This is a genomic window from Cytobacillus kochii, assembly GCF_044790165.1.
In the GTDB taxonomy this organism is placed as follows: domain Bacteria; phylum Bacillota; class Bacilli; order Bacillales; family Cytobacillaceae; genus Cytobacillus; species Cytobacillus kochii.
In genome coordinates this window covers 4,185,470-4,210,953 of record NZ_CP085254.1, presented here as the reverse complement: position 1 = coordinate 4,210,953, position 25,484 = coordinate 4,185,470, and the positions used below count along the sequence as shown (strand labels likewise).

The 25,484-nt window shown below is 34.3% G+C and carries 24 protein-coding genes; 21 read left to right on the top strand and 3 right to left on the bottom strand.

The annotated features are described in order from the left end of the window. Window positions 1-324 precede the first annotated feature (324 nt). Window positions 325-750 (bottom strand): hypothetical protein, encoded by a 426-nt coding sequence (locus tag LG276_RS21500; protein ID WP_404292820.1) that lies wholly within the window; start codon window positions 748-750, stop codon window positions 325-327. Window positions 751-1,064: 314 nt separating this feature from the next. Here LG276_RS21500 and LG276_RS21495 point away from each other — a divergent pair, with 314 nt between their 5' ends. The 6 genes from LG276_RS21495 to LG276_RS21470 all read left to right on the top strand — a co-directional run bounded on the left by LG276_RS21495 (window position 1,065) and on the right by LG276_RS21470 (window position 7,444). Further along, window positions 1,065-1,760: a response regulator transcription factor gene (locus LG276_RS21495; RefSeq protein ID WP_251162269.1), complete on the top strand. Its 696-nt coding sequence runs from the start codon at window positions 1,065-1,067 to the stop codon at window positions 1,758-1,760. Beyond that, on the top strand, window positions 1,757-3,139 hold the full coding sequence (locus LG276_RS21490; protein ID WP_404292818.1) for an ATP-binding protein: 1,383 nt from the start codon (window positions 1,757-1,759) through the stop codon (window positions 3,137-3,139). Before LG276_RS21495 ends, LG276_RS21490 begins: the two co-directional genes overlap by 4 nt. Before the next feature lie 77 nt (window positions 3,140-3,216). Continuing rightward, a complete protein-coding gene (locus LG276_RS21485) occupies window positions 3,217-3,957 on the top strand; it encodes a PepSY domain-containing protein (protein WP_224936699.1) in 741 nt (246 codons plus the stop codon). Between the two features lie 97 nt (window positions 3,958-4,054). Further along, window positions 4,055-4,594, top strand: a complete 540-nt coding sequence (locus LG276_RS21480; protein WP_404292816.1) for a PepSY domain-containing protein — start codon at window positions 4,055-4,057, stop codon at window positions 4,592-4,594. A gap of 232 nt (window positions 4,595-4,826) precedes the next feature. Then, the gene (locus tag LG276_RS21475; RefSeq protein WP_341057994.1) at window positions 4,827-6,005 is read left to right on the top strand and encodes a glycerate kinase; all 1,179 of its coding nucleotides are present in this window, start codon (window positions 4,827-4,829) and stop codon (window positions 6,003-6,005) included. Next, window positions 6,002-7,444 (top strand): SLC13 family permease, encoded by a 1,443-nt coding sequence (locus tag LG276_RS21470; RefSeq protein WP_404292814.1) that lies wholly within the window; start codon window positions 6,002-6,004, stop codon window positions 7,442-7,444. Before LG276_RS21475 ends, LG276_RS21470 begins: the two co-directional genes overlap by 4 nt. A gap of 89 nt (window positions 7,445-7,533) precedes the next feature. Here the strand turns inward: LG276_RS21470 and LG276_RS21465 are convergent, their stop codons facing one another. After that, window positions 7,534-8,301: an SGNH/GDSL hydrolase family protein gene (locus tag LG276_RS21465; protein ID WP_404292812.1), complete on the bottom strand. Its 768-nt coding sequence runs from the start codon at window positions 8,299-8,301 to the stop codon at window positions 7,534-7,536. 222 nt (window positions 8,302-8,523) lie between these two features. Between LG276_RS21465 and LG276_RS21460 the strand changes: the two genes are divergently transcribed. From LG276_RS21460 to LG276_RS21390, 15 genes are all read left to right on the top strand, one after another. Beyond that, window positions 8,524-9,276 carry a YveK family protein gene (locus LG276_RS21460; protein ID WP_224936694.1) on the top strand — a complete coding sequence of 251 codons (753 nt, stop codon included), beginning with the start codon at window positions 8,524-8,526 and terminating at the stop codon, window positions 9,274-9,276. Continuing rightward, on the top strand, window positions 9,251-9,943 hold the full coding sequence (locus tag LG276_RS21455) for a CpsD/CapB family tyrosine-protein kinase (RefSeq protein WP_404292810.1): 693 nt from the start codon (window positions 9,251-9,253) through the stop codon (window positions 9,941-9,943). Before LG276_RS21460 ends, LG276_RS21455 begins: the two co-directional genes overlap by 26 nt. Window positions 9,944-10,041: 98 nt before the next feature. Beyond that, window positions 10,042-10,803: a tyrosine-protein phosphatase gene (locus LG276_RS21450; RefSeq protein ID WP_404292808.1), complete on the top strand. Its 762-nt coding sequence runs from the start codon at window positions 10,042-10,044 to the stop codon at window positions 10,801-10,803. Between the two features lie 195 nt (window positions 10,804-10,998). Continuing rightward, window positions 10,999-12,819, top strand: a complete 1,821-nt coding sequence (locus tag LG276_RS21445; protein ID WP_404292806.1) for a polysaccharide biosynthesis protein — start codon at window positions 10,999-11,001, stop codon at window positions 12,817-12,819. 16 nt (window positions 12,820-12,835) lie between these two features. Further along, window positions 12,836-13,720, top strand: coding sequence for a UTP--glucose-1-phosphate uridylyltransferase GalU (galU, locus tag LG276_RS21440; protein WP_404292804.1), 885 nt, complete (start codon window positions 12,836-12,838; stop codon window positions 13,718-13,720). Window positions 13,721-14,066: 346 nt separating this feature from the next. After that, window positions 14,067-15,179 carry a DegT/DnrJ/EryC1/StrS family aminotransferase gene (locus LG276_RS21435; RefSeq protein WP_404294469.1) on the top strand — a complete coding sequence of 371 codons (1,113 nt, stop codon included), beginning with the start codon at window positions 14,067-14,069 and terminating at the stop codon, window positions 15,177-15,179. A 3-nt stretch (window positions 15,180-15,182) separates the two neighbouring features. Further along, window positions 15,183-15,818 carry a sugar transferase gene (locus LG276_RS21430; protein ID WP_404292802.1) on the top strand — a complete coding sequence of 212 codons (636 nt, stop codon included), beginning with the start codon at window positions 15,183-15,185 and terminating at the stop codon, window positions 15,816-15,818. Window positions 15,819-15,836: 18 nt separating this feature from the next. Next, the gene (locus LG276_RS21425; protein ID WP_404292800.1) at window positions 15,837-16,373 is read left to right on the top strand and encodes a GNAT family N-acetyltransferase; all 537 of its coding nucleotides are present in this window, start codon (window positions 15,837-15,839) and stop codon (window positions 16,371-16,373) included. Beyond that, window positions 16,360-17,307, top strand: coding sequence for a 1-aminocyclopropane-1-carboxylate deaminase/D-cysteine desulfhydrase (locus LG276_RS21420; RefSeq protein ID WP_404292798.1), 948 nt, complete (start codon window positions 16,360-16,362; stop codon window positions 17,305-17,307). Before LG276_RS21425 ends, LG276_RS21420 begins: the two co-directional genes overlap by 14 nt. Continuing rightward, complete coding sequence (locus LG276_RS21415) at window positions 17,297-18,265, top strand: ATP-grasp domain-containing protein (RefSeq protein WP_404292796.1); 969 nt, start codon at window positions 17,297-17,299, stop codon at window positions 18,263-18,265. Before LG276_RS21420 ends, LG276_RS21415 begins: the two co-directional genes overlap by 11 nt. A 28-nt stretch (window positions 18,266-18,293) precedes the next feature. Then, complete coding sequence (locus LG276_RS21410) at window positions 18,294-19,586, top strand: glycosyltransferase family 4 protein (RefSeq protein ID WP_404292794.1); 1,293 nt, start codon at window positions 18,294-18,296, stop codon at window positions 19,584-19,586. Further along, complete coding sequence (locus tag LG276_RS21405; RefSeq protein WP_404292792.1) at window positions 19,561-20,880, top strand: nucleotide sugar dehydrogenase; 1,320 nt, start codon at window positions 19,561-19,563, stop codon at window positions 20,878-20,880. Before LG276_RS21410 ends, LG276_RS21405 begins: the two co-directional genes overlap by 26 nt. A gap of 23 nt (window positions 20,881-20,903) precedes the next feature. Beyond that, a complete protein-coding gene (locus LG276_RS21400; RefSeq protein ID WP_404292790.1) occupies window positions 20,904-22,016 on the top strand; it encodes a glycosyltransferase family 4 protein in 1,113 nt (370 codons plus the stop codon). 169 nt (window positions 22,017-22,185) lie between these two features. Further along, window positions 22,186-23,481 carry an O-antigen polymerase gene (locus tag LG276_RS21395; protein ID WP_404292788.1) on the top strand — a complete coding sequence of 432 codons (1,296 nt, stop codon included), beginning with the start codon at window positions 22,186-22,188 and terminating at the stop codon, window positions 23,479-23,481. Between the two features lie 105 nt (window positions 23,482-23,586). Next, window positions 23,587-24,798: a hypothetical protein gene (locus LG276_RS21390; protein WP_404292786.1), complete on the top strand. Its 1,212-nt coding sequence runs from the start codon at window positions 23,587-23,589 to the stop codon at window positions 24,796-24,798. Between the two features lie 348 nt (window positions 24,799-25,146). On the opposite strand, the gene LG276_RS21385 is transcribed toward LG276_RS21390, so the two are convergent. Continuing rightward, the gene (locus LG276_RS21385) at window positions 25,147-25,467 is read right to left on the bottom strand and encodes a DUF4387 domain-containing protein (protein WP_224936681.1); all 321 of its coding nucleotides are present in this window, start codon (window positions 25,465-25,467) and stop codon (window positions 25,147-25,149) included. Window positions 25,468-25,484 lie beyond the last annotated feature (17 nt).

Below are 25,484 nucleotides of genomic sequence, written 5' to 3'. Positions count from 1 at the left end.
AAGTTCCGGCGAACAATGTGAGGAAAATTAGTTTCTATTGTGTTTGTTTTGCTCTAGCCTCTTTACAACCAAACACATGAGCATAAGTTATACCTATACCTTTGGGGAAAAGGTATGGGCAAAGCCAAAATGCGAACAACAGGTATGAAGATGTGCAAGTTACCTAGAAACAATTGGTTTGAATCGGATAGGAAATCATGGCGCGAATTTCCTTAAACTTCTTTCATGCCATAGAAATGTATAAATACTTAAAGAATAACCTCAAAGGGTCCGGTCGACTTTCATTACTTCCACCTGCTATTAGTGTCTTTTCTGTCATTCTTTTTATGGTAATATTTGGTTGAAAACTTCTTCGCCATTACCGTGAATTTTTATCACTTTAAGTCGATTTGTTTTCTTGATGAAGATAGTTTTATATTGTTTTTCACCATTTTGCTCAATAATAAACACGCGTTTACTTCCAGTATCTGATTCTTTTGTGAAGAGATAATCTTGATCACCGATTAGTTCTATAATTTTGCCGTATTCTGGTAATGATGACAAATCCTTTTCGTTAGAAATCTTATCATTTGCTATGTTTTGTACAGGGACTGAATGGTTACCTGAGTTTGAGTTTTGCTCTTTTTCATCAGATGATTGAGACACTTCGTGGGTCTTCTCTTTATTCATGTCCGATTCCTCAACGGAATTACTGTTACAAGCAGAGAGGAGCAGTATCCCAGTAATTAGTGCAAGTTGCCATTTATACATGATGCAATTTCATCTCCTGTAAATATAATTTTAATTAACCATAACAAATGCTCCGGTTAAATTCATCCAATAAAAGTCTCAATTCAAAAACAAACGATTGTACTAGATAAGTCCTTTCAAAAAAGAAAGCTCATATTTAATTGCCTCTTTTAAAAAATGATGAGAAATGAGCCATTTGGCCGTTTAATAAACACAAATTTTAACAGAAACTGGGGTTGAAAGGTATTAATATAAATATATTCATAAAGTAATAGAATCTTAATAAAAAGAATCTACAATCAATCATAAAGTGGATTGTAAAGGGTGGGTATTTAATGGACAAAAAATCAATTCTCGTCATTGAAGATGAGGAAAAAATTGCACGGTTATTAGAATTAGAGCTGGAATATGAAGGGTATAAAGTGACAAAAGCGCTTGATGGGTTAGAAGGATTCCATACTTATAAAAGCAAAATATGGGATCTCGTATTATTAGATATTATGCTTCCGGGTATTAGCGGAATAGAGTTGTTAAGAAGAATTAGGGCTAATGATAACCATACACCGGTCATTCTTTTAACTGCGAAAAGCTCAGTTGAAGACAAAGTCTCTGGATTAGATTTAGGTGCGAATGATTATATAACAAAGCCTTTTCAAATAGAAGAGTTGCTGGCCAGAGTCCGTGTGGCATTCCGAAATAAAGTCACTGAGGAAGTAGAAAATGAAGAAGATGTGCTTACGATTGCTAATTTAAAAGTGAATGAGAAAACAAGAGAAGTTTTTCGTGGGGATACATCTATTGAATTGACACCGAGGGAGTTTGATTTGCTTGTTTATTTATTGGTAAATAAACGACAAGTACTGAATCGTGATCAAATTGTTGAAGCAGTCTGGGGATATGATTTTATTGGTGATACAAATGTTGTTGATGTTTATATTCGTTATATAAGGAAGAAAATTGACGTTGAAAATCTCCCTGCGCTTATCCATACGGTACGAGGTGTAGGTTATGTAATAAGGGAGATGAAATGAAGTTAAAAAACAAAATCAATCTATATACTTCTATCTTGTTCATCATATTACTAATCGTCATGAATATCTCTATTTATTTGCTGTTTAGCAATATGATGATGAATAGTGAACTTGATCGTGGGAAACTGGAATTGGAAAGAAATGCTGCTGAAATCGATCAGTCACTTGCCACGGTACCAATGGACACGTTACTTCGGGCTTATATTCCTATCGACGGTATGGTTCGTATCGTTTATGAGGATAGCCAAAAAGCAGCTAGTACATTTGTGGATCCTTCTTTTAATAAAGAGGCTCATAACATAGAGAAATCATTTAGTTCCTCATTAAATGTCGAGATTAAAGAGGGTGAAACCTCATATACTTTTGGTTCGATTCCGATTATTTTGAGCAATGGTGAAATAGCTAACCTGCAAATCGCCAAAAGCATTGTAAGAACGACAGAAAATTTAAAAGTATTACGGTTGGTTTTAATCATTGTAACCTTAGTTGCAATGATTCCAGTTATTATTTCTAGTAGGTTATTAGGCAACCTTATTATTGCGCCGATTACTTCAATGATTAAGACGATGAGTGAAATTAGAGAAAGTGGGAAATTTAAACGGCTGCCATTAAATAAAGGTTCCAATGACGAATTGCATGAAATGGGTACGACTTTTAATCATATGATTGATTTACTCGAAGTCAACTTTGATAAGCAAAAACAATTTGCTTCAAGTGCTTCCCATGAACTAAAAACACCACTAACTGTAATTGAAAGCTATACCAGTCTTTTAAAAAGACGAGGATTGCATGATGAGGAACTTTTTAAAGAATCAATTGAAGCGATACATTCTGAAGCCATTAGAATGAAAAATTTGACAGAACAACTATTACTCCTAGCACAACATAATCAACAATGGAATATAGAAACAACCAAAATTAGCCTAAGCGACTTTTTGGTAGATTCAGCAAAAGCTTTCCAGAACGGCTACAATCGAAGGATTATTTTTGAAAGTGAAATTGATGGCAATGCGTCCATTTACTCAGATGAACAAAAGTTAAAGCAATTACTTTTTATATTCCTTGATAACGCAAGAAAGTATAGTAATGATGAAATTACAATCACTTTGAGTGAGAATAGTAACGAAGAAATACTTATTCATGTTTCTGACCGTGGAATAGGTATAGATGAGAATGAGCTTCCCAAAATATTTGAACGTTTTTACCGTATTGATAAAGCAAGGTCCAGAAAAACAGGAGGAGTCGGACTTGGGCTTTCTTTAGCGAAGGAAATTGCCGACGCTTTAGCCATTGAGATAAAATTACAAAGTGTTGAAAATCTAGGAACAACGGTTACTATGGTGTTTAATAACGAACATAGGAAAACAAAAATTAATTAATCGATCAGTGCTTTCTCATTTTCTTTTAATTTTTTTATTAGATAATAAAGGAAAGGGATATAGAATGGAGGATAATAATGAGAAGAAAAGGGTTATGGATTACTCTTGGGTTAGTTGTCATTGCAACCTTTATTATTATTGTTACATGGCAAGGAGTAACTACTTCTGCGAAAACAATTACTAAAGATGACGCCCTTTCCTTAATTGAGGAAAGGTATAAAGGCAGCAAAGTAACAAATATCGAATTACAACAAAGTGCTTATCACATAAAAATGACGAGAGAAAGCGGAATATATGAAGTTTCTTTAAATGCAGAAAATGGAGATATAATATCTTTAAAGAAACTTGGAGATAACTCAAGTGGCGGTGATGATCGTAATAAAACGATAAAGAATGAAAAGGAAATAGAAAGTATCTTATTACTGTCAAGCGATGATATTTTATCTATTAGTAAAAAAACCGAAAATCAGAAAGATGTTTATGTAGCTAAAGTTCTGGAGAATAAAGAGGAGTATATTGTTAAAGTAGATGCAGTAACAGGTTCAATTGTTTCAAAAGATAAAGCTGAAAAACCTAAAGAAGAAAACCCGGAAGAAGGCAAACAAAAAGAAGAAGATCGTCCAGTGGCTATTTCTAAAGATGAAGCAATTAAAATCGCGTTGGAACATGTAAAAGGGGCAGTCGATGATGATATCGAAATTGAAAATATTGGAGGCCAAACTTATTATCTCATTGAAATTGAAACCGATGATGATAATGAGGCAACCGTACAAGTTCATACTTTAACAGGGAAAGCTACTATTTCATTTGATGATTAATCTTACTTTTTAGCAAATTCTAATGTTACTCACCTCATTCCTTAATCTTACGCGATTATATTATAAGTAATCAGAAGATTAAAGGAGGATATTAATCATGAAAAATAAAATTTTTGTTGGTTTAATCATAACTGGTGTAATTATGGGTGGAGCGGTTGCTGTTGGGGCTACAAATAATGATGAAACAAATGCTACTTCTATCAATACAGAATTAGATGAAAAAGTATCTCAGGCCGGAGAGGCGGATGTCATTGCCATCAGTAAACAAGATGATGGGGAGAATCAATCTGACGATAGGGGATACGATGACGATAACGATGATGTACAGGACATAAAAGTAGATGCCTCTTCAGGTGATTCTATCCAAAGGGATCAAGATAATGAAGATGATGATATCGAAAGAGATAGAGACGACGCTAACGATGATGATAAGCAATTAATCAAGCAACGGATCATACAAGAAAAAGATGCGATAGCAATTGCAGAAAAGGCTTCTAACGGTAAAGTGAATGAAATTGAACTGGATGAAGAAGATGGTCTCATTGTTTATGAAATTGAAGCTGATTCCAAAAAAGGCGAAGTGGAAATAGAGATGAATGCAAAAACTGGAGAGATAATAAAAAAAGATTTGGATTAATGAGGCCTGGCATGTATTTGGTGAGAACCATTTACATGTCTTTTTTATTTCGGTTGATTATTTGGGTTCATTCTTATTGATTTCTAATCTAACTATCATGGTTCTTACATAGAGTTCTCATCTTCAAAAACTAGTATAGAAGATAACAAGGAAAGTGAAAAAGCTTAGAAGTGACGGATTTAAATGGAAATGGCTCATTTTCCTAAAAAAAAAATGACTTGGAGGCAGTAAAATGAAAATAGTGATTATCCCATCTGGTTTTAAGGAGTGTTTGGAAGCTGAGGAAGTAGCGAGTGCGATTGATAAAGGGATCAGGCGTTTTGATTCCGCTGTGGATACGCATGTTATTCCCATGGTTGATGGTGGAGAAGGTTTTGTCAAAACAATTATTAAAATTAAGAAAGGTGAACTTAAATTTATTGACGCCACAAATCCTGTAGGTGAAAAAGTACAGACATACTTTGGGTTGTATGAGGAAAACAACGTAAAAACAGCCGTAATTGAAATGGCCGCTATTGCTGGGCTTAGAATGGTTCCTCTTCACAAACGTAACCCTTTAAATACTCATACTTATGGTGTAGGAGAATTAATTTTAGCTGCCTTAGATTCAGGAGCGACTCATATTTTATTTGGCTGTGGTGATTCGGGTACATCCGATGGTGGAGCGGGTATGGCACAAGCGTTGGGCGCTAAATTTTATTCTCAAAATCATCAACCAATAGAAATAACGGGAGGGGGCTGCTTAAGTGATATTGCATATATGGATTTAACCAATATAGACCCAAGATTATCTCAAGTACAAATGCATGTCGCGTGTAATTGGCATAATGTACTTTGTGGTCCAAAGGGGGTGGCGCACGTATTTGCACCCCAAAAAGGAGCTTCCTTACTAGAGGTAGAGATATTGGCTAATGGTTTATCGCACTTTGCTAATTTAATAGAGAAGGCTACGGGGCATGATGTGAAAACGCTACCAGGTAGTGGCGCATCTGGGGGGTTAGGGGCAGGTTTAGTGGCATTTGCAGGTGCAAAACTATTTCCACGTTATGAAATTATTATGAAATATATTCAAATTGAAGAACATCTAGAAGGTGCTGACCTTGTATTAACAGCGGAAGGGTGTATAGATAGACAGACTCCAAACGGGAAGATTCCTGCGGAAGTTGCTAGATTAGCAAAACAATTGGGCATACCGGTGATTGCAATTACTGGGTCCATTGGAAAGGATGCATGGGTAAACTATACAAGTGGGATTGATGCTTATATGAGCATTATTCAGAAACCAACTTCATTAGAAAAGGCGATGGAAGACGCAGCAAATTTAATTGCTGATTGTGCAGAGGCAGCTGTACGTCAAATTCAGGTTGGCTATCGTATTGCTGAAAGGAAATTGGGTAAAGGTATCATATGAAATCTAATCGTTTACTAGAAACCAAGCAACAATCTACTAAAACATACTTAACTAAGCTGCCAAATGTAACACAAATCATCGTCATTCTTCTCTCATTTGTGTGTTCATTTATTGTTTTTACAGACAATATAGCTTATGATGCAAAGGTTTCTATGATTGTTTTCATTATTACACTAGCTTTATGGGTATGTACAAAACTTCCTGCCGCCTATGTTGCTTTAGGTGCATTACTATTACTCATTTTATTAAATGGGGCAAATACAGATGTGCTCTATTCATCTTTTTCTTCGGAAATCATTTGGTTGATGATTGGCGCTTTTATTATTGGAGAAGCATTTAGTTCTTCTGGTCTATCTCTTCGAATGACGCGAGTGATCATTCATAAAGCTAAAAACACAAACCAACTATTATTGTATTTGATGTTGTCTCTGTTTCCATTGGCTATCTTTATTCCTTCCACATCCGGCAGGGCGGTACTCATGTTGCCAATTGTAAGAGAAATAGCGAATCTTGTTAAGAATAAGCAACAAAGAGAAATCATTGCATTGTTTGTACCAGTCATCATTTTAATGACGACCTCTTCGACATTATTAGGAGCAGGTTCACATTTAATCGGGATAGAAATATTAGAGAAGACGACAGGAGATAGTATCTCTTATATAAATTGGTTGATATGGGGGCTCCCTTTTGCCTTCATCATCAGTTTCATCACTTATTTTGTTTTTAAACTATTTTTTTCAAAGGAATTAACTGCAGCCCCTTTTGAAGCGAGCAATGTCAACAATATATTTGAAGTAAAGCCTGTTTCCAAAAAGGAGAAGCAAACACTTATCCTTTTAACTGTCTTGATTTTGTTGTGGCTAACAGAAGCACTTCATGGCTATGAAATAGGTTTAATCACAATTGTGGGTGCCTTTGTTTTTATGCTGCCTAAGTATGGCGTCATTACCTGGAAAAAAGGCTTACAGGCTGTTTCGTGGAATTTGATTTTATTTGTCGCTGCTGCAACAGCATTAGGTAAGAACTTAGTGGAAACTGGTGCGGTAAGCTGGATAGAGCAGGAAGTATTCAAGCTAATTGGTGCTTTTCCACCTATCCCTGCATGGGGTCTTGTGAGTCTTATCATCCTTATCGCTATTACCAGTCACATTTATATTACCTCTCATACGACAAGGGCTGTAGTGATGGTGCCAGGTATATTAATGCTTAGTATGACACTTAATTTAGAGCCATCCTCCATGCTCTTTTTAAGCTTAGTAGGGATGAACTATTGCTTAACTTTCCCGGTCAGTTCGAAGGCACTATTAGTATACTATGAGCATGACACGATGAGTTATCGTGCCAATATTTTATTAAAGTTAAATATGTTCTTAATGCCGATTTATTTTATATTGATGATTTTGTTTTACTTTACTTATTGGAACTGGACAGGGTTATAAGTGTAAAAAAAGGAGCCTTCATTCGGCTCCTTTTGCATTATATTAGTAAAGCTATAATCATTGAGCGTGAGATGTATGTACAGTTTTAATCACTCTTCTGCTATAAAATATTCTCGTAAATATTCTACCCATAGATGATGACCTTGTTCATTCGGGTAGTAATCTTCCTCCAAGTACTCTCGTATGAATGGATCATTAGTATTTGGCCAAGCTTCCCAATGGTTAATATAAGTTAATCCTTGTACAGAAGCATACGTTTCTAACGCATCCACTTGCTGCATATATTTTTGCGGTAAATAAAATGGATTGGCAGGCTGCAACATCACGGTTACTTCTGGATTCATTTCTGAAAGTGTTTCTCTCCAGTTGTCGATATTCTCAAGCGGTGCAGTCACGTCCTCATACCAATCATTATCTTTCATTAAGAACGGTTCAATTAATACTAGATCAGGTGATAACCGGACTACTTCATCAATATTAAAGTCACCTGAAAAACGATCAAAATGAACGGTTTCTACCTTCATTGTGTCTTGATAATGTTCGTGTAATGAAGCTGATAACTGCGCAGCCCAACTGTCTTCTTCGCCAGTAGTAGAAGTAGAACCAACGAGCACAACGATATATGGGACGTTGTTTTCTAATGTATTTGCATAAGAATGGATGGCATCTTCTGGCCAATTAGCAGCCATGGCTATATAGTTTGAATGGTTTGCTTTATCCTCGTTTTGTCTCTCTTTTTCTCCCGTACTTACATTCGTATTTCCATTGACGCTTGTTCTTTCCACCCAAGTAACGTGGCTCACCACGATAATGACTAGACTGAGTATTCCAGTTAATATGATGGATATTATTTTCATATAATCACTCCTTTCAACCTATTTAGTCAGAAAAATCAACAAAACATGACAATTTCGAAATAATATACCTAAAAACCTACTTTTTTATTGGTTAATAATAGAGTATATAGACAATAGTACCAAAAAAATATAAATTTTTTCCTTAAAAATAACATAATGTAACAAATGTTGCATTTTATATGATATAATCAATTTTGCTTAGTTCTTAACTGGGAGGGTCAAATGGAAGAAACTATTAGTCTAAAAGAACTGTATGATACATTAAAAAAGAGAATTGTCTTAATCCTGTCAATTACTATTGCGGCGGCCCTTATTAGTGGGGTGGTCAGTTACTTTGTATTAACTCCTGTCTATCAATCGTCTACACAAATTTTAGTGAACCAAGCAAAAGATAATCAAGAAATAACAAAAAATGATTTAGATGGTAATTTACAATTAATTAATACATATAACGTCATCATCAAGAGCCCGGCGATACTAGATATCGTTAAGGAAGAGCTCAATTTAAGTGTTTCAACAAGTGCATTAAATGAAAAAATATCCGTCCAAAGTGAACAAAACTCTCAAGTTGTAAAGATCACAGTGGAGGATGAAAGTGCTGAACAAGCGGCGCTCATTGCAAATAAAACAGCTGAAGTGTTCAGAAGTGAGATACCAGACATTATGAATATAGATAATGTTTCCATTTTAGCCAGTGCAGAGATAACGGAGAATCAATCACCAATCAAACCCAACCCGCTATTGAATATTGCCATTGCATTTGTAGTAGGGTTAATGGCTGGTGTTGGTCTAGCGTTTTTACTTGAATATATGGATAACACAGTAAAAAATGAAGAAGATATTGAAAAAGCCGTTGGTTTACCGGTCCTTGGATTAGTGGCAAACATTGAAGAAGGAAATGAAAAAGGGAAAGACAATCAAAAAAATCCAAAGACGAGGAGGAGTAACGTTGGCTCTAAAACGGAACAAGCTTAATAATCAGCTGAAACGAAATATCATTACGAGACATCAACCAAAGTCACCGATATCAGAGCAATACCGTACGATTCGAACAAATATTGAATTCTCCTCGCTCGACGAAGATGTTCGTACAATGATGATCACCTCAGCAGGACCAGGGGAAGGAAAGTCGACAACTACTGCTAATCTTGCTGTTGTTTTTGCTCAGCAAGGTAAAAGAGTACTTCTTATTGATGCGGATTTAAGAAAACCAACTGTGCAATACACCTTTAATGTCCTGAATACGAGAGGTTTAGCTAATGTTATCTCTCAACAGGCGGTACTTACAGATGCTGTTCAAGAATCAGAAGTAGAGAATCTCTTTATTCTAACAAGCGGGCCCATTCCACCGAACCCATCGGAGATGCTTGGCTCACGGGCGATGGATCGCGTGATTGCAGAAGCGACAACGCTATTCGACATCGTGATATTTGATACACCACCATTATTAGCTGTAACGGATGCGCAAATTCTTTCGAATAAATGTGATGGCACTGTGCTCGTTGCCCAGAATAAAAAGACTGAGAGAGAACAACTATTAAAAGCGAAGGAACTATTGCAGGCTGCAAAGGGGAAAATCCTCGGGGTTGTTCTAAATAAGATGAATATGAAAAAAACAACTTACTATTACTATGGGTCGTAAAAACCACACCCTTTTTACGCGACTATAGAAACTATCATTTTGTCATTTTTAATAATCAGTCAATTTATAATATTTAAATTATTAAAAGGAGGAAAGTAATGATTGATATCCATTGCCACATCCTACCCCATTTAGATGATGGCGCACAAACATTCGAAGAATCATACAACATGGCAAAGCAGGCAATAAATGAAGGAATCACTGCAATCATTGCCACACCTCACTATCAAGAGAAGTATAGAAATGACAAACAAAAGATTGTTAGAGAGGCATATCGTCTAAACGAAAGATTGCAAGCAGAAGATTTCCCGCTGTCTATCCATCCAGGACAAGAAGTGCGGATATTTGGGGAAGTATTGCAGGAATGGCAAGAAGGGAAAATTCAAACATTAGCAGACACCAACTATATGTTTATTGAATTTCCTTCAAATCATGTACCGAAATACACAGAAAGATTGTTTTATGACATGCAGCTAGAAGGGCTTATACCCATTATCGTCCACCCAGAACGAAACCAGCAGCTGATTGAACAACCGGAACTATTATATCGCCTTGTTAAAAAGGGCGCACTCACCCAAGTGACCGCCGGAAGTCTCGTCGGCCACTTTGGCAAAAATGTAAAAAAGTTTACACAGCAAATCATCGAAGCGAATCTCACCCATTTCATCGCTTCTGATGCACACAATATAACAACCAGACCTTTCCATTTCAACAAAGCAATCGACACCCTCGACAAGCTTTACGGAACAGAAATCGTCTACCTCTTCACAGAAAATGCCGAGCTACTCCTTAACGGGGAAAACGTTATGAAGGAAATGCCCGAAAAAATCAAGCGTAAGAGGGTATTTGGGTTGTTTTAGATTGAAAATAGGACGGACCTATCTTCTTATTGTGTTTTGCTATGTCTATTATCGGTGAAGCTGTTTGGTTTTTATATAGGTATATAATCCTAAAACTTTTACCTTATTAAGAACGGTGTTCACAGATAAATGATTTACATAATAAGTAGGCCCGATCCTAAAGAAGAAATCATTTAGGTAAGAGGGAGATGGCTAATGACTTATCAAAAAAGGATGACTTTTTGGGTGGCACTTGATTCTATCATTGTGCTATCAGCTATATATATAAGTTATTTTACTTTGCATCCTAGTTTGCAGTTATTAAGTTCTAAATTATTACTCGTAACGTCTATTAGCCTACTCGTGAGTCATCACGTATTTGCTTTTATTTATAAGTTATATGATAAAGCTTGGGAGTACGCTAGTATCGGAGAGCTACTTGCTATTGTCAGAGCAGTAACTTTCTCCATCGTCGTTACGATTATTCTTCAACAACTGCTAGTAGGTCATGTGGGCTATCGTGCCATGATTATGACTTGGATGTTACATGTCCTCCTGATTGGTGGATCAAGATTTTCTTGGCGTATTTATCGTGATCGATACATTAAGCCACAAAACCAAATGGAACGAGCACTAATTATTGGCGCAGGTGCTGCTGGTACAATGCTTGTTAAACAGTTAAAGAATCACCCAGAAACCGGAATATTGCCGGTTGCCTTTATCGATGATAATCGAACGAAATATAAGCTGCAAATACATAATGTGCCTGTCGTTGGTCAGTCTCATCAAATCATCGAAAAGGTAGACACCTTGCTGATTGATAAGATTATAATCGCAATCCCTTCTTTAAAAAAAGAAGAAATGCAAGTAATCTTTGAAGCTTGTGCACAAACGAGTGCCAAGACCGTTATCATGCCAAGAATTGAAGACATTATGGTCGGTAATCTATCTGTTAATCAATTCCGTGATGTACAAGTGGAGGATTTACTAGGCAGAGATCCAGTTCAATTAGATATGGAGAGCATTTCAAAAAAAATAACCAATAAAGTCGTGCTCGTTACGGGTGCAGGTGGTTCCATTGGCTCTGAAGTATCAAGGCAAATATGCAAATTTTCACCAAGTAAAATTCTTCTCCTTGGTCACGGGGAAAACTCGATTTACCAAATTGATATCGAGCTAAGAAAAATGTATGAACAAACAATCGAAATCGTGCCGATCATTGCTGATATTCAAGACCGCGATCGCATCTTTGAAATCATGGAGATCCATCAGCCTGACGTCATCTATCATGCAGCTGCACATAAACATGTGCCACTAATGGAATTCAACCCAAAAGAGGCAGTAAAAAACAACATTTTAGGAACACGAAATGTGGCTGAGGCCGCCGATACGTTTTCAGTTGGCACCTTCGTCATGATTTCATCAGACAAAGCAGTAAATCCAACGAATGTCATGGGGTCGACAAAACGAATCGCTGAGATGATCGTGCAACAGCTTGATCAACAGAGCCAAACGAAATTTGTTGCCGTACGATTCGGTAATGTCCTTGGTAGCCGAGGAAGTGTGATTCCTTTATTTAAGAAACAGATTCAACAAGGTGGTCCAGTAACGGTGACACACCCAGAAATGACCCGATATTTCATGACCATACCCGAAGCATCGAGATTGGTTTTACAAGCAGGTTCTTTGGCAAAAGGCGGAGAAATCTTCGTTCTTGATATGGGACAACCGGTAAAAATTGTAGACCTTGCCAAAAATTTAATCCAACTATCCGGATATAATATTGAGGATATAGGAATCAGTTATACAGGTATACGCCCTGGTGAAAAAATGTATGAAGAACTATTAGGCGAGAAAGAAGTGCATGATGAGGCCGTTTTCCCAAAAATCTTCATTGGCAAAGCCATCTTAGAACAAGAGAACGAAATACAATATCTAATCAGTGAATTTACAAAAATGAACCAGCAAGAAATCAGCGAGTTTGTCGTGAATCTAGCTAATCGTAGAAAGAATAAAATGTTATCTCTAGTCGAATAAATGAGGAGTGGTGGAAATGAAAAAAGTAAAAAAAGCGATTATCCCTGCAGCAGGCTTAGGTACAAGATTTCTACCTGTCACAAAAGCGATGCCAAAAGAGATGTTGCCGATCGTCGATAAACCAACGATACAATACATCGTCGAAGAAGCAGTGGCATCAGGTATTGAAGACATTATTATCGTCACTGGAAAAGGCAAAAGAGCGATCGAGGATCACTTCGACCATTCCTATGAACTAGAAGAAAACTTGTTACAGAAACAAAAATTCGACTTGCTCGAAAAAGTGAAAGAGCCTTCGAAAGTCGATATTCACTATATTCGCCAAAAAGAACCGAAAGGGCTAGGACATGCTGTTTGGTGTGCCCGCAAATTCATCGGCGACGAACCATTCGCTGTCCTTCTTGGTGACGATATTGTTGAAGCAGAAACACCATGTCTGAAACAGCTCATCAATGAATACGATCAAACCCTTTCCTCCATCATCGGTGTGCAAACTGTCCCAATGGAAGAAACGCATCGTTATGGCATTATTGACCCGGCGATACAAAGCAATCGTCGCTACCAAGTCAATCACTTTGTTGAAAAACCAGCAGAAGGAACGGCTCCTTCTAATCTAGCCATCATGGGAAGATATGTGCTCACGCCAGAAATCTTCCTGTTCCTTGAAAAACAACAACGAGGAGCAGGCGGTGAAATCCAACTAACCGACGCCATCCAGGAATTAAATCAAATCCAACGCGTCTTCGCCTACGACTTCGAAGGCAGGCGCCATGACGTCGGCGAAAAACTAGGATTCATCAAAACAACCATCGAAATGGCACTCAAAAACAAAGCACTACAACCAGAACTACTAACCTTCCTAGACGAAAAATTAAACGAACACAAAAACAGCACTTTATAATAGTAGATTCTCGGATTTTTTTAATAAAAAACGATCAAAGAAACGAAAAAGGTGATGTCTTCTAACCTTTATCAATGAAGGCACTCGGTTATGCTGTGGGTTGAGATCAACCTTAGACACTTGGTTGTCGGTAGTGTGGTGTGAGGTGGGGTTGGATGCCCGTTTATTCTATTTGTAAGAAATAGAGATTGATTGAATAGCTTTTCCAAGGTGTTTTTCGGATTAAATAATGTTTAGTGGGTTAGTAGTTGGTTGGAATGGAAAAATAGCTAATTCTAATTAAGTACTAATTTACTAATATTTAACTTAACAAGGGAAGGAAGTCTAGATGATGGAGTCGACAAAAGTGAAAGAAAGAATATTTCTCTCTTCACCACATATGAGTGAAGAAGGTTATGAAATGCAATATATAAAGGAAGCTTTTGATACAAACTGGATTGCTCCCCTTGGGGAAAATGTTAATGGATTTGAAAGAGAGCTTGCTCAGAAAGTTGGTTCTAAAGCTGCTGCAGCACTGTCTTCAGGAACAGCTGCTATTCACTTAGCTCTTAAAGCGGCAGGAGTTGGAGAAGGGGATATTGTTTTCTGTCCAACACTTACCTTCTCAGCTACTGCAAATCCAATCATCTATCAAAATGCAATTCCTGTTTTTATTGATAGTGATTACGAAACTTGGAATATGAGTCCGAAAGCTTTGGAAGAAGCATTTGAAAAGTATCCAGAAGTGAAGGCGGTAATTGTTGTTCATCTATATGGTTTGTCGGCAGATATGGACGAAATTATGGAGATTTGTAAGAAACATAACGTAGCTGTTATTGAAGATGCTGCTGAGTCTTTAGGTACTTACTATAAAGGTAAGCATACTGGAACTTTCGGTGACTATGGCATCTTCTCTTTTAATGGAAACAAGATTATCACAACTTCCGGGGGTGGAATGCTTGTTTCGAATAATGAAGAGAGAATTGCTAAGGCAAGATTTTGGGCCACTCAATCCCGTGATCAAGCGAGTCACTATCAACATAGTGAATTAGGATTTAATTATCGGATGAGTAATGTTGTTGCTGGGATTGGTAGAGGGCAGCTTAAGGTGTTGAATCAGAGGGTTGAGAAGAAAAAATATATTTTTGAATTTTATAAGAGAGAACTCGGTGGTCTTGAAGGTATTGAATTCATGCCTAGTAATGATTGGAATCAACCAAATTATTGGTTAAGCTCGATATCATTGTCTAGTAAAGTAAGGCCTATTGATATATTTGAGGCATTAGAAGCTGAAAACATCGAGTCAAGACCAGTATGGAAACCTATGCATATGCAGCCTTTCTTTGAGAAATTTAATTTTGTTGGTCATGGTGTATCGGAGAATTTGTTTGAGAATGGTGTATGTTTGCCATCTGATACGAAGATGACGGATGATGATATGGAAATAGTTGTAAGGGTTGTTAAGGGGTTGTGGAGATAAACAATGCGTGTATTAAATTTATTTGTCAAACGTATGATAGATTTCTTTGGAAGCTTAATAGGTGTAATCATTATTTCCCCAATTCTACTTATTATTACAATATCTATTAAGTTGACTTCCAAAGGTCCAGTGTTTTTTAAACAAGAACGACTCGGCAAAGATGGTAGAGTTTTTAAGATTTTAAAGTTCAGAACGATGGTTGTTAATGCTGAAAAAATTGGCTCAGGTTTATTTGTGAAAACTGAAAGTGATAACCGAATTACAAAAATCGGAAAATTACTTCGTGCCACAAGCTTGGATGAACTTCCTCAACTTTGGAATGTTGTTACTGGTGATATGAGTTTGGTTGGCCCGAGACCTCCCGTACTTCATCATCCATATAAATTTGTAGAATATAGTGATTTTCAACGAAGACGATTCGAAATGAAGCCTGGTATGACTGGTTTAACACAGGTCACTGTCAGAAATTCTGTATCATGGGATGAACGAATTCCGATCGATGTTAAGTATATTGAAGCGTTTAATATTTGGTTAGACATTAAGATTCTTTTTAAGACACTGCAGAAGCTATTCAAACGTGAAAGTATATATACTCATAACAATGTAAAAGGGACAGAGAAATCATCTAATATTAATTAAATTGTGAGGGGTTATAATATGGAGATTGCCATTCGGAAATTTCAAGAAGTGGATATACCATATAAGGTGAAATGGATAAATGATGATAACAATAATAAGTACCTGCATTATGATTTACCTCTAAGGGAAGATAAAACTCTTCAATGGTTCAAATCTCTTGAAGGTAGAAATGATAGGGTCGATTATACTATTACACATGCTGGAGAACCCGCTGGATTAATTGGGTTACTGAATATTGACTTGAATAGTAAAGAAGCTGAATTTTATATTTGTCTTGGAGGAGAGAAATTTAAAGGTAAGGGTATAGCTAAAGTTGCAACGGATCTTATAATTAAAAAGGCTTATAAAGAAATTGGACTTTATATGATATATCTTTATACAGAAGTAGATAATGTTCGTGCTCAAAAACTCTTTGAAAAAAGTGGCTTTGGAAAAGATAGATTACTAAGAAATCATCTATCTTATGACGGAAAATATATAGATAGATATGTATATAACTTGGATATAGAAAACTATATTCGTAATGTAGGTGGATCAAAAATTGGATTTAGTTAACTATCAAGCAACACCAATTCAAAGTTTAAGTGAAAATCTTAATAACAATGCATTTTATATTAAGCGAGACGACCTTCTCCCCATTTCATTTGGAGGAAATAAGGCAAGAAAAGCAGTTCTATTTTTCGAAGATTTAATCTTAGAAAGGTCAGATTGTGTAGTTACGTATGGTAGCAGCAGTTCAAATCATTGTAGAGTGATAGCAAATATCGCAGCTGCAAAAGGTATTCCATGCCATATCATTGCACCAACTGAATCAAGTTATCCAACCTCTAATAGTAAAATGATTAAATTGTTTGGTGCCTTTGTTACGAAGTGTCCAGTATCTCAAGTAAGTAACATGATTGAAAGCAAAATGGACGAATTAAAAGCAAAAGGCTACAAACCATATTTTATTCAAGGGGGAGGCCATGGGGATATTGGGACACAGTCTTATATTAATGCATATGAAGAAATTCTAGATTATGAAAAGTTAACAAGCATGTATTTTGATTATATTTTTCACACAACTGGAACAGGAACGACACAAGCCGGACTTGTATGTGGGAAAATTCTACATGGTGATGAAAGAGAAATTATTGGAATTAGCAATGCACGAAAAAATCCTTATGGTAGTAAATTTGTTCTGGATAGTGTGAATAGTTATTTGTTGTGCCAGGATAAAGATCTAATCAAATCTGAGGCTATAGCATTTATAGACGATTATGTGCTTGATGGATATGGTTCTTATAACGACAAAATATTACAAACTGTTAGGGATGTTCTAATTAATGATGGTATCCCAATGGATACAACTTACACTGGTAAAGCTTTTTGGGGCATGAAAGAGTATATCAAAAAGAATTATATTACGGATAAGAAGATACTATTTATTCATACGGGTGGGACACCATTGTTTTTTGATAAATTGGAGGATTTAAATGATGAGCGATGATTTAAACATACTTTTATTAAGCTGTGGTACTAGAAACAAAATTGTGCAGTATTTTAAAAAGGAGTTAGATGGTAGAGGACTTGTAATAGCCACGGATTGCAGTGATTTAGCACCAGCCTTATATGAGGCTGATAAACACTTTATAGTTCCTAAAATGAATGATGAAGGATATTTAGATGCGATTCTCTCTATCTGCAGAGAGAATAAGATTAAAGCAGTCCTATCATTAATTGATCCTGAACTATGTCTTCTTGCAGAACACAAACAGTCTTTTCTGGATAATGGTACAGTTCCTATCGTCTCAGAATCTGATGTGGTTGAAATGTGTTTTGACAAATATAAGATGTTTCAATTCTTAGTTCAGAATGGATTAGCAACTGTAAAGAGTTATATAGATAAAGAGCAGTTCTACAGTGACGTGGAAGCAGGAATTATTAACTATCCAGTTTTTGTTAAGCCAGTGCGAGGTAGTGCAAGTATTAATATAAGTAAAGTAACGTCGAAAGAAGAAATCGAATTGCTATTTAGTAGATTTGATAATCTAATGATTCAAGAGTTCATGAATGGTATTGAATACGGTGCTGATGTTTATATCGATATGATTTCTAGTGAACCAGTTGCGATATTTATAAAAGAAAAAATTAAGATGAGGGCTGGTGAAACTGACAAATCAGTTTCAATTAAGGATGAGCAGCTATTAGAATTAATTAGGAAGTTCGTAAAAGAGTATGGATTTAAAGGCATTATTGATATTGATATTTTTAAAGTTGATGGAGAATATTATATCTCTGAAGTAAACCCTCGTTTTGGTGGAGGCTACCCTCATGCATATGGATGTGGAGTAAATGTGCCAAAGATGATTATTAATAATATGTGTGGAAATGTAAATGTAGATACAATTGATAATTATGAAGAAGGTATTCATATGTTGAAGTTTAATGAAGTAATAATTTCATAAAAATAGTAAAAGGATAGGAAATTGTATTATGAAAAAGAATGTTTGGATAATGAATCATTATGCTAATAATCATTTCTATAATAAAGGTGGGCGGCATTATTGGCTTGCAGAAAATCTTATTAAAAGGGGTTATAAGCCTACCGTTTTTTGTGCTAATACAAGGCATAATAGTGATGAAATTATAGAACTAGAGAGTAGTAAATACGCAATTAAAGAGTCTGATGGCATTCCTTTTGTATTTGTAAAAACTTCACCCTATAAAAAAAATGGTATTCATCGTGTTAATAATATGATTTCTTTCTACAGAAATCTCTTTCCAGTTGTAAAGGAATATATAAAAACATATGGAAAACCAGATGTTATTTTAGCTTCTAGTGTTCACCCTCTTACCCTTGTAGCGGGTATAAAAATAGCCAAAAGTCTTAATATTCCATGTATTTGTGAAGTGAGAGATTTATGGCCAGAAAGTATTGTAGCGTACGGTGCTTTAAAAAGAAATAGTCTTATTGCCAAAATGTTATATCAAGGTGAAAAATGGATATATATAAAAGCTGACTCTATTATTATGACATGGGAGGGTGGCATTGAATATATAACTGATCAAGGATGGGAAAATCAGATAGAATTAGAAAAGGTTAATCATATAAGTAATGGTGTGGTTATTGATACCTTTGACAAAAATAGTAAATTTTATAAAATCACTGACTCAGATCTAGATTGCCACGACTATAAAAATGTTGTTTATGCTGGTTCTATAAGGAAAGTTAATAATATCGGAATGCTAATAGACACTGCTAAGATAATTCAAAATGAAGGAAGAAAGGATATTAGATTTCTAATATTTGGTTCTGGTGATGAAAGTGAAGCACTTAAAAAGCGATGTGAAGAAGAAAATATACATAACGTTATATTTAAAGGAAGAGTTGAAAAGAAATATGTACCGTCAATACTTAAGAAGTCTTATATAAATATACTTCATAATTCAAGTACTTCGCTTGATAAGTATGGCCAAAGCCAGAATAAATTTTTCGAGTATTTAGCAGCTGGGAAGTGTATTGTTCAAACATATACGACTGGTTATAGTATTTGTAGTAAATTTAATTGTGGAATTAGTGCACCTGTACAAAGTGCAGAAGAGATTGCAAAGGTAATAATTGAAGCCTGTAGTGATGATGAAAAAAATATTTTGATGGGGAAAAATGCTCGTGAAGCTGCCTATCAATTTGACTTTAATAGATTAACAGAAAAACTGATTAATATTATTGAAGATGTAAATGGAAGAGAGGAATATTCAAATGAGTTTATACGAAAAAATAGTTAATAAAGAGGAAAAAATTGCAGTCGTTGGATTGGGTTATGTAGGTATGCCAATTGCCGTCGCATTTGCAAATAAGGTTAATGTTATAGGATTTGACTTGAATACTAATAAAATTGAACAGTACAAGAATGGAATAGATCCTACGAAGGAAGTTGGTGATGAGGTTATTAGGCAGACAACAGTTGAATTCACATCTGATTCAACTAAGCTGCAAGAGGCAAAGTTTCATGTTGTGGCTGTTCCCACTCCAATAAATGCTGATAAGACGCCTGATTTGAGTCCAATAGAAGGTGTGAGTATAACAATAGGAAAAAATCTTACAAAAGGCTCAATTGTAGTATATGAGTCCACAGTGTATCCGGGAGTTACTGAGGACATATGTATTCCTATTTTAGAAAGAGAGTCCGGTCTTAAGTGTGGTGTTGACTTTAAAGTAGGGTATTCTCCAGAGCGTATTAACCCTGGTGATAAAGTACATCGGTTAGATAATATTACAAAGATTGTTTCGGGGATGGATTATGAGTCTTTAGAGGAAATTGCTAAAGTTTATGAGCTAGTTGTAGAGGTTGGAGTACATCGTGCCGGTTCTATTAAAGTGGCTGAAGCAGCAAAGGTTGTTGAGAATAGTCAACGTGATATAAATATTGCATTTATGAATGAGCTAGCTATTGTTTTTGATCGTATGGGTATAGATACGCAAGAGGTTGTAGAAGCAATGAATACTAAATGGAATGCTCTAAAATTCCAACCCGGATTAGTTGGAGGGCATTGTATTGGAGTAGATCCTTACTATTTTATTTACGAAGCAGAAAGACTTGGTTATCACTCACAGATTATTTTATCAGGTCGACAAATAAATGATGGTATGGGTTCATTTGTTGCGGATGTAATAATAAAAAAATTAATTCAAACTAATAAAGTTGTTAAACAATCCAAGGTAGTAATTCTTGGTGTTACATTTAAAGAGAACTGTCCAGATACTAGAAATTCCAAAGTTGAGGATATTATAAATAGACTAAATGAATATGAAATCGATCCAGTTATTGTTGATCCTTATGCTGATCCTACAGAAGCAAAACGAGAATACGGAGTAGATTTAGTTCCATTTGATATGATAAATGATGCTGATTGTGTTGTATTTGCTGTTGGTCACGATTATTTTAAAGATATGACTGCAGGGCAGATTGACGGAATGTTTATGGATTTACCAAATAAAGAAAAAATAATTATTGATGTTAAGAGTATTTTAGATAAAGCGGAATTACAAGAAAAAGATTATTCTTACTGGAGTTTATAATTCTTAATTATAAGGAGCTCAATATGAAGGTACTGCATATTAATTCATATTTTAATGGAAGTAGATTTTATAAAAATTTATATAATAAGCAGGTTGAAAAAGGAATTGACGTAAAAGTATATGTACCCGTTAATTATTCTACGAATGTATCTAATTTAGATCTAGGTGAATATACAACTATTAGTTCTAATCACGGAAGGAATGATAGGTATATATTTCGGTTGAAACATTCTAAGATATATAAGGATATTATTCGAAAATTAGATGTAGATAATTATGAGTTAATTCATGCACATTCTTTATTTTCCAATGGATATATAGCTAAAAAAATATATGAAAATTATAAAATACCATATGTTGTAGCAGTTAGAAATACAGATGTATATACTTTTTTTAAATATATGGTTCATTTAAGAAAACTAGGTATAGATATTTTAAGAAAAGCTGAAAAAGTAATATTCCTTTCTATAGGATATCGAAATTATATTATTGATAACTATATTCCTGAAGATCTCAAAGAGCAGCTCAAAAGTAGGTCTATTGTAATTCCAAATGGAATTGAAGACTTCTGGTTTGACAATAAAACAGGAAATAAAATGCTTTTAAATAATAAAAAAATAAATTTGATTTATGTCGGAAAAATCAATAAAAATAAAAATATTTCCGCAACTATTAAATCAATTGAGATTTTAATCAGAGAAGGTTTTGAAGTTTCTTTTACAATTGTTGGTAAGGTTGAGGATGAAACAATTTATAAAGAGATTAAAGACTTACCTTTTGTTAAGTATTTGGGGGCTATGTCAAGAGAAGATTTATTAAAAATATATAGGAATAACGATATTTTTGTTATGCCGTCAATACATGAAAGTTTTGGTTTAGTATATGCAGAAGCAATAAGTCAGGGACTGCCTGTAGTATATTCCAAGGGCCAAGGGTTTGATGGTCAATTTGAAGAAGGTCTAGTTGGTAATTCAGTAAACCCTAGTTCTCCAGAAGACATAGCTCAGAAGATTACTTCAATTATAAATAAATATGATGTAATCTCTAAGAACTGTTTAAATTTATCGCATAAATTTAAATGGGAATTTATTGAGCAGGAATACAATAATGTTTATTCAAATATTATTAACAATTAAAGTTATATTAGGTAACAAATTTAGGTTAGAAAATCAACCTAATTTATTGGTGTAGATCAGCTCAGATTAATATTAGTTATGTTTTGAAAATATATAAAGTGTATAAAATATAACATCCCTAATAATTCTCTTCGGGTAATAAATTTTTAGTAACGGATTGAGGAAAAATATGTTTAGTCAAGGTTCAAAGTCAAATCCTTATATCTTTAATAGAAGTATTAAATCGGTTATTTTATTAAGCTTTATCTATATATTTCTATTACTTAATTATTATTATGTAATAGCTGATGTTTTTAGTTATCTAGGCTATACTGATAACTATTTTTCTTTTAATAAACTATTTATTAGTCTTTTACTAACAATAATATTAATAAATTTATCAATCTTTATAAAGCGAGATTACTATAAGATAATTTATAGTGTAACTATTATTCTTTATTATTTTGGACAATCAATTAATTATATTTATAATGATTCTGCATTTGTAGTTCTTCTGTGTATGACGGTTCCTTTAATCGTTATTTTTATTGCAGATAAGATTGATGGCAATCGAACTATTAAAAGAACGGTAATCGATTTAAATGATAAAATCACTAGGATTTTTATAGTTGCATTGATAATAATTACTGTAGTTCCCTTTTTTAGATATATAAGTACGGTCAATCTAAGTAATCTATTATTAATTGACATATATTCGACGCGGGAAGAAATGCGCCAATATGATAGAGGGATATTAGGTTATCTATTCTCACCTTTATCTAGAGTAGTACTACCATTTTTATTCGTGTATGGGATTATAAAAAAGCGAAAGTTATTAATCACTATTTCTTTACTTTGTTTGATTTCAATGTTTTTACTTAATGGTGCAGTTAAAAGTATTTTTTTTGGTATACTTTGCGCAGCTTTCTTTATTAAAGGAACCTATCAAGCGAAGGAAAGAAGATTCCTTCATTTAATTCTTTGGATTAATGTTGTAGGTTTTGTGTCTTTCTATATTTTTAATTCCACTATAATTAATGATTATATTAGGAGATTATTTATTTCGCCTGCGAGTCTATTTGACATATACTATAAATACTTTAATGGTAATTATACCTATTACACTCATTCAGATATTTACTCTATTTTAACTGGAACTCATAATAATATGTCTATTAGTCGTTATATTGGTGAATATGTAATGGGTAGAGAGGGGCTAAATGCTAATACTGGTATATTCGTAGAAGGGTTTATTAGCTTTGGAATACTTGGTGTGATAATATTCTCTTTAATTTTTATGATGATTTTAATTTTCCTTAGGAAGTTGAATTTCACAAATAGTTATTTTGGGATAATATTCGTTTATATTTATATTATTAATACCTCATTCTTTGAAACTTTATTAATAACACATGGTTTAATGTTCTTTTTTATCTTCTCCTTTCTATTTTTCCAAAAGAATGGTAAAGGGATCCAAAAGGAATAATTTAGGGGGGGTTAAAGTCTATTGGTTGGTATTATACAGTATTTTATGATCATTGTTAAATGAAATTAATTTAACAATTGTGTATATTTTAAGGAGTATCCCTCTATGAAAAAAAAGATAATTTATGATTCTATACTGAATATAATTGCAACTTCACTACCATTAATAATTCTTCAATTAATAATATTGCCTATTATAGGAACAATATTAGGAGATACTAAGTATGGTTTAATGGTAACACTGGTCAGTTTAACAACTCTACTAAGCCATCCACTTGGTAATGTGCTAAATAATGTAAGATTACTCGTAAATGAGGACTATCAAAAGAATAGACTCAGCGGTGATTTTAATATTTTACTAGTTAATAGCATTATTATAAATTCAATTTTAGTTATTTTTGGAACAATATATTATGAGGCACACTCTTCTTTTATAAATATAGTACTAATTTGGGGAATTTCTTGTTTGAATTTAGTTAGGGAATACCTCATAGTAAGTTTTAGATTAACTCTAAATTATAAAGGAATTTTGGTAAATAATATTATTTTAGGTATAGGTTATTTATTTGGTTTGCTTCTTTTCTATATATATGAGTACTGGCAATTTATTTATATTGTAGGAGCTCTTTTTAGTCTTTTATATATTATTTTGAAATCAAACCTGTTAAAGGAAGGCTTTACTACTACGATCTTATTTAAAAAGACTTCATACAAAGCTGTGATTTTGTTTTTATCGACTTTTATGAAAACTGTTCTTTCATATGCTGATAAGCTTATATTATTTCCATTACTCGGTCCTGCTGCTGTATCTGTTTATTATACTGCGACTGTTCTCAGTAAATTAATTACAAGGCTAATAACACCTGTAACTAGCGTAATGTTAAGTTATCTTGCTAAAATGCAAGGATTTAAAATAAAACACTTTGCCTTACTTATAAGTGTAATGACAGGTATAGGCATCGTAAGTTATTTTATTATTGTGGTAATCAGTGAACCAATGTTAAATTTACTATATCCGCAGTGGGCATCTGAATCGATGCGATTAATATATATTACAGCTGCAACTACTGTAGTTGGTTTAATAAGTTCTGTAATTAATCCAATTATATTAAGGTTTAAGAATATTAATTGGCAATTAGGAATTAGCGGGGCAAATTTAATAATTACCGTTTTAGCAGTATTTATATTTTATAATTTGTATGGATTATTAGGCTTTTGTATTGGTATGTTGATATCAAACATTTTAAAACTAATAATGATGGTTTTGGTATTTTTTTTGAATAATGGAGATATTAAGAAAAGGTCATTGGATATCTGATAATGTAGCTTTCTTAGATATAGTATAAGGGAATTTAAAAAGAGGATAATATAACCAACTTTTAGAACTAGGATGAGAGGAGGGTTTACTTATCTTGGTTAAAATAATTTATCAAAGAAAGTAACTTCTCTTGATGAAAAAATTGTTTAAAAAGGGTTATATCTTTGAACAGTTATGCTGAATCTAATCTAGGAGAATAATCGTTACTTTCATTCTCTTAATATTCTGTACCGGTATAGTAGCAAATTTTATTATTAAAAGTATGTATGATACCTCATTACAGAGTGGATAGGTGCTTAGAAACAGGAGGATTTCTCCTCCCTTTTTGATAAGGTTTAGATAAGAGTTTTACACCGGCACCTCTACCCCCAACAAAGGAGGATACTGCTGACACCCAAATATATCTCCTTCACCTGGACTACCACTCGGGGCGGTTCTGCTGATTGTAAATTTAATGGCGTAGGCAGGGTCAAACTCTACTAAATCAGTGATGCGATCTTTGTTGATATGGAAGAGTGCGGCAATGCTTTCTTTGTTTATGACACCGCTTTTTTTGACTAAATCATAGTTTTCTTGTTCTCGAAAAATAATGTCAAATGTGATGCGGTCGGTTCCTGCGTTTTTACTTCGAATGGTCTTGGCTAATTCGCCTAAGGGTATTGTGTTCATGCTATTCTCACTCCTCA

What these genes read in the sequence shown, in the direction of transcription:
- LG276_RS21450 (WP_404292808.1), top strand. Translation starts at nt 10,042, where the DNA reads ATGATTGATATCCATTGCCACATCCTACCCCATTTAGATGATGGCGCA.
- galU (WP_404292804.1), top strand. Translation starts at nt 12,836, where the DNA reads ATGAAAAAAGTAAAAAAAGCGATTATCCCTGCAGCAGGCTTAGGTACA.
- LG276_RS21425 (WP_404292800.1), top strand. Translation starts at nt 15,837, where the DNA reads ATGGAGATTGCCATTCGGAAATTTCAAGAAGTGGATATACCATATAAG.
- LG276_RS21405 (WP_404292792.1), top strand. Translation starts at nt 19,561, where the DNA reads ATGAGTTTATACGAAAAAATAGTTAATAAAGAGGAAAAAATTGCAGTC.
- LG276_RS21460 (WP_224936694.1), top strand. Translation starts at nt 8,524, where the DNA reads ATGGAAGAAACTATTAGTCTAAAAGAACTGTATGATACATTAAAAAAG.
- LG276_RS21475 (WP_341057994.1), top strand. Translation starts at nt 4,827, where the DNA reads ATGAAAATAGTGATTATCCCATCTGGTTTTAAGGAGTGTTTGGAAGCT.
- LG276_RS21430 (WP_404292802.1), top strand. Translation starts at nt 15,183, where the DNA reads ATGCGTGTATTAAATTTATTTGTCAAACGTATGATAGATTTCTTTGGA.
- LG276_RS21465 (WP_404292812.1), bottom strand. Translation starts at nt 8,301, where the DNA reads ATGAAAATAATATCCATCATATTAACTGGAATACTCAGTCTAGTCATT.
- LG276_RS21480 (WP_404292816.1), top strand. Translation starts at nt 4,055, where the DNA reads ATGAAAAATAAAATTTTTGTTGGTTTAATCATAACTGGTGTAATTATG.
- LG276_RS21490 (WP_404292818.1), top strand. Translation starts at nt 1,757, where the DNA reads ATGAAGTTAAAAAACAAAATCAATCTATATACTTCTATCTTGTTCATC.
- LG276_RS21400 (WP_404292790.1), top strand. Translation starts at nt 20,904, where the DNA reads ATGAAGGTACTGCATATTAATTCATATTTTAATGGAAGTAGATTTTAT.
- LG276_RS21395 (WP_404292788.1), top strand. Translation starts at nt 22,186, where the DNA reads ATGTTTAGTCAAGGTTCAAAGTCAAATCCTTATATCTTTAATAGAAGT.
- LG276_RS21385 (WP_224936681.1), bottom strand. Translation starts at nt 25,467, where the DNA reads ATGAACACAATACCCTTAGGCGAATTAGCCAAGACCATTCGAAGTAAA.
- LG276_RS21445 (WP_404292806.1), top strand. Translation starts at nt 10,999, where the DNA reads ATGACTTATCAAAAAAGGATGACTTTTTGGGTGGCACTTGATTCTATC.
- LG276_RS21470 (WP_404292814.1), top strand. Translation starts at nt 6,002, where the DNA reads ATGAAATCTAATCGTTTACTAGAAACCAAGCAACAATCTACTAAAACA.
- LG276_RS21410 (WP_404292794.1), top strand. Translation starts at nt 18,294, where the DNA reads ATGAAAAAGAATGTTTGGATAATGAATCATTATGCTAATAATCATTTC.
- LG276_RS21390 (WP_404292786.1), top strand. Translation starts at nt 23,587, where the DNA reads ATGAAAAAAAAGATAATTTATGATTCTATACTGAATATAATTGCAACT.
- LG276_RS21415 (WP_404292796.1), top strand. Translation starts at nt 17,297, where the DNA reads ATGAGCGATGATTTAAACATACTTTTATTAAGCTGTGGTACTAGAAAC.
- LG276_RS21500 (WP_404292820.1), bottom strand. Translation starts at nt 750, where the DNA reads ATGTATAAATGGCAACTTGCACTAATTACTGGGATACTGCTCCTCTCT.
- LG276_RS21495 (WP_251162269.1), top strand. Translation starts at nt 1,065, where the DNA reads ATGGACAAAAAATCAATTCTCGTCATTGAAGATGAGGAAAAAATTGCA.
- LG276_RS21485 (WP_224936699.1), top strand. Translation starts at nt 3,217, where the DNA reads ATGAGAAGAAAAGGGTTATGGATTACTCTTGGGTTAGTTGTCATTGCA.